This is a genomic window from Chitinophaga sp. (assembly GCF_036566945.1).
GTDB lineage: Bacteria > Bacteroidota > Bacteroidia > Chitinophagales > Chitinophagaceae > Chitinophaga.
The window spans coordinates 1-2,584 of record NZ_DATCVJ010000889.1 but is presented as its reverse complement, the minus strand read 5'-3'; the positions used below and the strand labels follow the sequence as shown (position 1 = coordinate 2,584).

The 2,584-nt window shown below is 37.6% G+C and carries 1 protein-coding gene; it reads right to left on the bottom strand.

Going from position 1 to position 2,584, the window contains the following annotated elements; all coding sequences use genetic code 11:
• Positions 1–72: 72 nt before the first annotated feature.
• Positions 73–2,584: SusC/RagA family TonB-linked outer membrane protein (locus tag VIP81_RS26800; protein WP_331968566.1), on the bottom strand; the 2,512-nt coding region annotated here is incomplete at its 5' end.

Genomic DNA, 2,584 nt, shown 5'->3' with positions numbered 1-2,584 from the left:
ATAGTAATGGGATTTTTTCTGAAGTATGGTGTTGATATCATAATATTTGTTTTACCTTTTTGGCAATAATAATTAGAGAGTAACCTGTACACCTACTGATACCGTTCTTAATGGAGGTAAGGAGTAACTGGTGGTTTCTGGATCTAATCCTTTATAGTTGGTAATTGTAAATACGTTTTGAGCATTTACAAATAGGCGGGCATTTTGAAGGTGCGCAGCTTTCTTCCATGAATCTGGAATTTGCCAAGAGATCGATAGATTTTTTAATCTCATATATGATGCATCTACAATATAAGCGCTGCTGCCTTTAATATAACTTATGTTGGTATTGCTGCCGGTTGTACTAAATAGTTGATGAGTAGCATCGTCACCAGGCTTTTGCCAGCGATTTAAAACACTTGTTAATTGATTGTTTGCTCCTCCCTTAAATGTACCGGGATAGACGTTTTTTAGAGCATAGAAGTAATTATCTATGCCCATTCTTTTGATAAATGAAAGGAAGAGATCAAGTGAAAATCCTTTGTACGTGAAACTGTTTTGAATGCCGCCGTAGAATTTTGGATCAGAGTTATATAGAACTGTAGCATCAGCCGGAGCAGATGGTTTGTAGGTAAGATTTCCTTTTGCGTCTCTGAATTGATATTTTCCAGTGGTATCGTTTACTCCTACATAGTCAAAATATGTTCTGAGTGAAAGAGGCTGTCCTATAAAAATGGAATTATTTTTATCCTTTCCTTGGTAAGAAAGCATTTGGTTTTTGGGGATCGTTATGTTAAAATTGGTAGTCCACGAAAAGTGCTTATTTTTTATATTTACAGTTGAAAGCGTTATCTCCCATCCTGTGTTTTGAATAACTGCCGGGAAATTGGCAGTTATCCCAGGAAAGCCTGTGATTCCTGGGAGTGAAGTAGCTATCAATTGATTGGATGATCTGTTTTGGTTGTAATTTATAGTGAGTAGAATTCGATCCTTTATAAATCCAAGGTCTAGTCCAAACTGTAATTTTTTGGTTTCTTCCCATTGCAAATAGGGATTGGTTATGCGTGAGGGAGCGAGTCCTAAGACACCCTGGTAGGCATTTCCACTGACAGGAATAGAACTATAAACATCCATGAATTGGTAATCGGGAATCTGATCATTACCGGTTGTGCCATAACTTCCTCTTAATTTACCAAAACTTATAACAGGGATATTCGACGAAAAAAATTTCTCTTGGGAGAAGATCCACGCAGCACCTACTGCACCAAAATTATGGAATTGACTTTTAGGACCAAATCTGGAACTACCGTCTCTTCGTGCGGAAAGATTAACGAGGTATTTGTTCATCCAATTATAAGATATCCTGCTATAGATAGCATTATACTTATATATCGCATTTACGGTCGTTCCAAACATATTAGAAGCTGATCCAAGATCTTCCATTATTAATTCATTATTGAATCCGTAAGCCGTTATATTTTCCTGATCGCTGTTTTGTTGTGTGGCGGTTGCCCCCACCATGATCTCTAAATCCCCTTGGCTAACCTTCTTTAGATACTGTACCTGAGGTTCTATGATCCAAGAACTTATTCTATTCGTTAGAAATTGTGTTAAATTAACAGCACCTGGCAATAGTTCCGGAGGAGCGATGGATGCTGGCTGTCTCAGGATTTCATTAGTTAATAAAGAATTATATCCAAAACTGCTTTTAACAATCAGACCAGGTATGATTTCGTAGCTTAGAATTGCATTACTGGTTAAGTTGTTAGTCTTGTTTTTACTTTTTACAGTATTGTTGACGATAGGATTTTGAAAAAAAGTTGTAGCTCCACTTGCATTAGGTTGCCAGTTAATTTTTCCATCCGGAAGAAATAGATCCGGCGCCACAGGCGACAATTGTAAAGCTGAAGATGTAAGGTCGAGTAATGGCAATCTATTATCATCAAAAAGAAAAGAGGAAGTGAATTGAATCTTAAGTTTTTGGTTAGAGGAATTACTATTTAAATTCACATGTACAGATGCTTTTGTGTCGGAGAAAGGGCCGGGAAATACGGTTGTTTCTTTATGGTATCCCGCTCCCAATAAGAATTGAGTTGTCGCGTTGCCTCCGGATACATTGAATTGTGCATCGGTATATTGTGCAGTACGTCCGATTAATTCCTTTTGCCAATCAGCGTTACGGGTAGTATCCCAGGTCCCGTTTAAGTCATAATCACTAGCCAGTATTGGTTGTTTGTCATTCTTTTTGGCTTCGTGTCGCATTTCAAGATATTCTTTTGTATCTAACATATCTAATTTTTTCTGAATATGTGACCATCCACTTTGAAGTGTTAGATTTATTTTTGTGAGACCAGGCTTGCCCTTTTTTGTGGTGATTAATACTGCACCATTGGCCGCCCTGGATCCATAGATTGCCGTGGCATCAGCATCTTTTAGTACTTCGATACTTTCAATATCTGAAGAACTAAGATAGCTAAAGGGACTGCCGGTAATGCCAATAGATCCAGAAGTGCCACCAATTGTATTGTTGATTGATAGTAGTTGTGAAATGAAAGGAATGCCATCAACAACATAAAATGGATCGTTTCCATTGTACAAGCTATTA